Origin of the sequence: Falsiporphyromonas endometrii, assembly GCF_042654485.1 — a bacterium.
GTDB lineage: Bacteria > Bacteroidota > Bacteroidia > Bacteroidales > Porphyromonadaceae > Porphyromonas > Porphyromonas endometrii.
This window is the reverse complement of record NZ_JBHSGO010000036.1, coordinates 1-6,811: the sequence shown is the minus strand read 5'-3', so window position 1 is coordinate 6,811 and position 6,811 is coordinate 1. Positions and strand designations below refer to the sequence as shown.

The following is a 6,811-nucleotide window of genomic DNA, read 5'->3' as shown; positions in this document are numbered from 1 at the left end:
GTGCGAATAGTGTTATATTTGCCATGAAAAGGGTGGTTGGTGACAGCTCTTGGAGCTGTTCTTTTTTGTTCAATACAAACCTACCCTTTTCTTTTTATTCGTCAAAAACGTTTAGGACACTATTGGTTAGAATCTTAATTTTATTCATAAATTAATAATTATATGGTGATAAATAATATAAGAAAGAGTATCGTTATTTCGTATTAATTATCTAATGCAAATTTAATATAAATATTATATATATCCAATTAATACAATGAGCATGGATAAAATTAAATGGTAAAATAGTTAATAAATATATAGTCTTGAACAGCGAAAAATAAGCTGCAAGACATAATGAATCATTATGATATTATTAAGCAATAGATGAATTACGAAAGATAAAACATAATTGAAATCAATAATAAATATAAAAAGAATTATTTTGTAATTATATATAAAATAGCATGATCAAAGTTTCTTTTGGAATAAAAAGAATTATTGCTGTTGTCCGATAAAAGTTTTGGCTGCCCATCAAAGTTGGATTTCATATAAACAGCTCTCACGATTGTTCTCTAACCAAACGGAATTACCTATTCTGTGATATTATCCTGTAAATCATGCTTAGTTTTTGTCGGACAGCCGACTTTAGAATCAAAAAAGGGGGACTTATCTTTAAAGATTGAGATACTCATCCCTATAAATAAAGTGTTTGGGAGACTTCAATATGACCTTATCTACTTTATCAACAGCAATAATTTTCAAAGGAGATCTTTCCTTCGCAGGAACGTATGGAAGATTTTGTCGGACTAATAATCTGTTTTGAGATAGTTGCAAGAAGTGCCTCCGACTGCAGGCCTGTATCAAACAAAGATACCTTCAAGAAAAGAGCTTTTTAATGAACGAAGCTTGTCTATCTCCAATTCCGACATACCTCTTTCCCGTTGCTTGTGTTGCCGGGGCATCCACAAAGGTGGTATCACATCGCTCTATTCTAAAATTCTAAAGTTTTTCATCGCTGCTTCAAGTAAATATTATTTTTCTCCTTTAATAATGGATGAGTCACTATTTATACGATTGTCTGTTCGTCTTGTCAATTCTCTATATTTTTTGCCATACGAAAGGTTCAGCGTGAGGTTTAAGCGAATAAGATTCTTCGTTTCATTAAGATATTCATATCGTTTATAGGGCCCGACATTTGAATAGTTTTCTTGGGCAGAGATGTGTTTCAGGGCAAACAAGTTGAGTACATCGGCAGACAGGCTGATTTTATTGGTATGATAGCCTATCGACAGCATGTGTCCATCTTCATACCGATAAAATGTTTCTCCCCAGAACTTGTCTTGTGTAGACTTACGGAACTGCCATCTTAGGGAGAATTGTTTGTAATAAACAGAAATTTGTCCCCCATAATATGGTATAGTTTTGCTGTGGGTATATTGGTTTCCATTGCTTTTGTACAATTTCATGCCGACATAGGCTTTGAAAGAGAGGAAATCTCCTATGGGTTGCCCTCCATATTCTAACTCCATATTGTAGTTCTGAAAATTTCTATGATTCTCTTGTGTCCTGATGACTCTACCGTTTTCGATATATGTACTCTCCATTATGGGAGATTTTGAATAGGTTTGATTTAGATACAGTCCCCATGCAGTTTTCTTAAGTATATAGTTAAATACCAATGCATTGTAAAAGTCTATTTGTGGTTTTAGGAATGGGTTTCCTTTTTGGGTTTGGATAAAATCAATCTCCTGCGAATAGTCTGACAATGCCGAAAGCGAGGGCATTACATTAGAAACGGATCCTTGATATCGAAGCTCAAACTTAGGAGAAATCGCATAACGCATGAAAATCATTGGACTGATTTGCAATGTTTTATGCTTCTCTTGCCCTACATGAATCCATCGTTGGTTGAGACCAATGCCTGCGCGAGTATATAACTTGTTCCACCCTTTGCCCCATTGTGCATAAGAATAAAGATTGGATAGACGCATGGTTGTACGATGTGTCTGTGTTTGAGGACTTTGGGCGTATTCATAGTCACTTGTGGTAAACTGTTGGTTGAAATTAGCTCCAATGGTCAGGGTTCCCCAATTCTGCTTGTTTTCGTATAGTTGAGATAGAGCGTAACCTTTTTGCACTTCATTAGCTTCACTATAAAATTGATTGGATTTATTTTTATCGTCGATTTCATGATACTGACGACTATATTCTCCTTTGTTATATTGACCTGAAAGGGTTGCTATATATAGCTGATTTTGTCTTATTGGCATTTGTATATACAACCGGGTAAATGGATTTACACCGGAAGATTTGGCATTATCGTACAAATCGAAGGTCGTTTTACGATATTGTATATCGCTTTTCCACTCTTTGTAGGGTGCGTGCTGTAAGGCTGTTCCCAAAGATAAGTTTACTATTTTCTGTTCTTTCTGGTAGTTGTAGTTAAATCGTACATTATGATTGTCATATTTGAAACGCCCCGGATGTCCCTTTTCAGCCCTTGATATTGTTTCATTAGACAAATAAAAGTCTTCGTCGTAATCTCTGCTAAGTTTTTTCCAATTACGATACGACAGATTGTAATCCAGTGAGAACTGACTATTTTTACGGTTGAATTTCAAAGAAATATAATCCTCTCCAAAAGCAGTCAAAAGCCCTTGCCATAAGGAGAGATAAATCCTACCACCTGTATTGTCTTCCTTGGTAATAAAATCAAGAACTACATCTGCATTGCCATATCGTGCTTCAGGGGTGTCGTGATATTCAATACGCTGTATTACACTTGGAGATAATGAACTGATTTCAGTTGCCGAAACTTCTCTTCCGTTCAACATCACCTTTACGTTGCCACCACCATTCAAAGTAAGACTCTTTGTGAGAGGGTCTACATTTATTCGCGATAGGTTCATTTTGTCAAGCATTACCATGGCATCGGTGCTGTTCTTTTTATGAAACTTATTGGGTATTATTCGCTTAACTCCATTTCTGAAAGTCATACTACTTCCCACAACAACTACTTCACCTAAATTGATAAGACTGGGTTTCAAAAACATCGTTCCAAGGTTTAAATCTTCTCTGATGCGTTCTATCTTTATGGTATCTGTAGTATATCCTACGCAGGAGGCTACTACGTAGTAGGATTTATTTTTAATAAGGTTTGAAAAGGTGAATATGCCTTTCTCTGTTTGCATAATGGACTCCACAGAATTGTTTTCTGCAAATAATTTGACATGAGCTTCAAGACCTTCTCCATCTTTTATTAAAACTTTTCCCGTAATAGAATATTGAGCTCTTATGTTACCAAAGACCCCGGCAATTAGTAGGAGTAATAGAATTTTCTTCATAAAATCCTTAATTAAATTATAAGTAGTATGCTTTATTTTTCTAAATAAAACAATTTAGATTAATTGAGGAAACAAACCTATATTATGACTTAATATATTGAATATAAGTAGTCTAATAGATGTGTTGTCTGTGTTCTTATGAGTAGCAAACAACCGAAACTATAGGATAATTTTAATTGTTCTTACTAATAAATAGCGGAAAGTTATCAAAAAATATATATATCTACAAGATAGAGGGTTAAAATATGCTTTCAGAAATATCCTGAATGCGATTCTGTTTCTTCTAAAAACAGTTGTCAGCAGCATATGGTTTCCCTGGATTTTGAGCCTTGGCAAAGTCATATCTTTTGAGATCTTATTGTCGATAATTTGGACATAGATCCGATATGTTTTTTATCTGCACATTTACACAAAAAAATCCGTGTTTTCCGCATATTTTATCTAAAACTTTGTTTTCCGAAGTGCTTATTTATAGCTCTAAAAGCAGATATATTCGGTAAATAATGTTAAATATCTGTGCTTATTTTAGGCTGAAAAATAGCCCTTTTGAGCTCCCGAAAGAGGCTTATTCTCCACAAAATCCAAAAGTGATAGTACGAAACCGTCCTATCTAAATGTTAATAGATGTATAAGCTACTTTTTATGGACAATTTGGGGGCTTAAAAACGCACTTCAGGCCGCCTTTTTTGTAAGGTCGCGCGACTTGCAATCCATTCTCGCGCTACCTTGAACCTATACTCGCGCGAGGTTGCACCTGAAGTAGCGCGACTTCGCATGTCAAGGTCGCGCGAGATCAGATCCAAAGTCGCGCGAGAACGGATTGCTTCTCGCGCGAGCTTATTTGTTAAAATAGCGCATAAAAAAGCCCGTTTCGTACTAATAAAACGGGCAAAGCGTGCATTGGGTCAGATTCCCCTAACCCCAATAGGTGTGAAATTTGTTATAAACAGGAGTTGTTTGAGCCCCTTTGAGAGCATTATGGAAAGTAATAATATTTAACAAATACGACTCTTCTTTTTCGAGCTTCACAGCCGGTAAAAAACGAGTGCCCAAGGCCTTGATATTTATCTTCGCCCCGGAGGTTATTTGTTTCGATGGAACAAGACACAGCTTACCTGCCCGGAGGAGTTTCCCGCCAAGCAAAATGCCAATTAAAAGCAGAGTAAGTAAAATAATTGTCTCCATAGTATCTGTTCTTTATCAAAGCCTAATATACAAAAAAGTATGCTCCTTTGCAATAACTCTCTTTTTGTGCAACTCCATTGAAGTATTTTCTTAGAGTGCAAAGAACAAGGGGCCGTGTCGGGATAATCTGACACAGCCCCTTAAGCTCTATTAGATATGTGTTGTTGATTATCTTACAACAACTTTTTGTGTGTTACCTTGAAGTACGACCATATATGTACCTGCCTCAGCTTCCACCATTGTAGTTTCTTCTGTCGTGATACCCTTTTGTATCAGTCTTCCGTCCAATGAATAGATTGCATATTGCTCGTTTGTATTTGTTTCGATTGCAATCTTATTCGTAGTGGTGTAAATCTTGGTCAGATGCTCGATACTTTCGATACCTTCTGTGGAGGCAAATGACAATGCTATGTCAAGTTGTTTGTCTGCATCAATAGTAATGGTCGGTTTATGGTCATCTATTTCCTTGGAATTGATGCTCCAGTTGGGTTGATATCCTTCGGGTAATTGGGCCTCCAATGTTATTTTTTTGCCCTCAAGATTATCCATATAATAGCCATATTTGAATCCTTCCATCTTTTGTCCGAAGATCTTGTTTTCTCCGTCTTTGACAGTGATGGCAAATTGTTTTTTGTCAGCTTTTGATAGCCCTTGCGGAAGGTTCATTACCCAAGTGATATTGGGAATATCAAGCTCGATTTCGATCTTCGTATCATCATCCGTCATATCGAAGAATAGAGGATTGAAAGTCGATACAAAGGTGTCTCCTTGTTTGGATGTATGCATCACAACTTCACCATTGTTGAGCCAGTTTTTGATGATAAACCCATTGTCATATTTGGCTTTGATAGAGAGGTGTTGACCCGGCTCGATCTCATCTCCGGATTTGACTTCACTTTCATCTGTCCATTTACCCTTGTCGTTTTTCTTTTGCTTCATCACAGTTATAGTGGCATTTGCTTTTGTCGCATTGTCCCCCTTGATGTCAAAGGTAAATGTTGGCAAAGTCTTCTTGAGGATAGCCTTTATCTCAAGAGCTTTGTCTGCTTTGATTTCGATATACTTGAGACCATTCAATTCATGAATGTCACCGGTAAAGTCTTCTTCGTTGATAACGAACTTAATGAGAGTAGCATTCGCTTGAAGCTCGACACTCGCACGGACTGTCGCATCTTTTATTACCAAACCCTCCTCATTAGTGGCTGAGAATTCTTCATCGTCTTGAGACTTGTACTTGACCTGTAAGCTCTTAGCAAGGTCTGCAGGCTCCGCTTTGAGGGTTACTTTGACCATCTCGGGTTGTGGCTTCTTTTCGAATGTTACAATAATCTCAGGATTTAGATTTTTAATAATCATGCCGGGCAGCTGAGTCTCAGTAAATATAGACTCGTCGGGATTTTGCATTATGCTGCCTTCATATGTCCAGTTTTTGATAATAAAGTTGCTTCCGGGAGTCGCTTCGATAACGAAGAGTTGGTTTTCTGGAAGAATCTTTTCAGAATCGAACGGCTGCGACCTGTCGGGAGTAAAAGTGCCATCTTCGTTCATGGTAGCAAGATATCCTTGTACCTTGCAGGTCTCATCTCCTCCCTGCATAAGGTATTTGACAGATCCTTCGCCGGGTTTTGGCTTCTCGAGCACCGCTACGATATCGGTGTTTTCGTTGACCGTAATCTGAATATACGGTTTGGTTTCGGATCCTATCGTTTTACCCTCGTAATCCTTTCCGTTGACTGTAAACTTCTTAAGTACAATTCCCTCTTTAGGCTCGATATAGGCTCTGATAGTTTTGCCGGGTTCGATCATTCCATCCTCGGGGAGCACTTTGTACTTAAATCCGGAAGTATTGTACTTGACCTGCAAACTTTTGGCAAGGTCGGCAGGTTCTGCTTTGAAGGTCACTTTGACCATTTCGGGTTGTGGAGTTTCACCACTTTCATTTTGTGCATGTGTAATGCTGGTTGCAAATAATGTCAGAAGCATTATCCAACTCAATTGTAAAAATCTTCTCATTCTTTGAATTGTGATTGTTATAAGTATTTATTTATCTCGTATTTCAAGACCGTTTTGTAAAAGTACGATTTTTTTTTACAGCTAAGGGTAATGCTTCCGTTGTGCTTTAATGTTTTTTATCAGGCAGATGGTTTGGCTTGAAGGTATTTGTTTCCTTTGATATCAATAGTTCGTTAAAAAATATCCAAGCCTAAGCGGCTCTGGCAGTAAATAAAATGAGTTCTTTGAAAAGTTTGTCAATAACTTGCGGGTCTGGGCTAATCCCAAACACGCAAATAAATCGTTCA

3 protein-coding genes and 1 pseudogene are annotated in these 6,811 nt (G+C 37.3%); all 4 read right to left on the bottom strand.

The genetic code is table 11. From position 1 onward, the window contains the following. Nucleotides 1–1,013 precede the first annotated feature (1,013 nt). Complete coding sequence (locus ACFO3G_RS01920) at nt 1,014–3,326, bottom strand: outer membrane beta-barrel protein (RefSeq protein WP_380077453.1); 2,313 nt, start codon at nt 3,324–3,326, stop codon at nt 1,014–1,016. A gap of 915 nt (nt 3,327–4,241) precedes the next feature. After that, the gene (locus ACFO3G_RS01915; protein WP_380077451.1) at nt 4,242–4,511 is read right to left on the bottom strand and encodes a hypothetical protein; all 270 of its coding nucleotides are present in this window, start codon (nt 4,509–4,511) and stop codon (nt 4,242–4,244) included. A gap of 168 nt (nt 4,512–4,679) precedes the next feature. After that, on the bottom strand, nt 4,680–6,524 hold the full coding sequence (locus tag ACFO3G_RS01910) for a T9SS type A sorting domain-containing protein (RefSeq protein WP_380077449.1): 1,845 nt from the start codon (nt 6,522–6,524) through the stop codon (nt 4,680–4,682). A 190-nt stretch (nt 6,525–6,714) separates the two neighbouring features. Beyond that, nucleotides 6,715–6,811: pseudogene (locus ACFO3G_RS01905) on the bottom strand (transposase); the annotation flags it as partial.

Excerpts from the sequence above, each read along its gene's own strand:
- ACFO3G_RS01920 (WP_380077453.1), bottom strand. The coding sequence starts at position 3,326 with ATGAAGAAAATTCTATTACTCCTACTAATTGCCGGGGTCTTTGGTAAC.
- ACFO3G_RS01915 (WP_380077451.1), bottom strand. The coding sequence starts at position 4,511 with ATGGAGACAATTATTTTACTTACTCTGCTTTTAATTGGCATTTTGCTT.
- ACFO3G_RS01910 (WP_380077449.1), bottom strand. The coding sequence starts at position 6,524 with ATGAGAAGATTTTTACAATTGAGTTGGATAATGCTTCTGACATTATTT.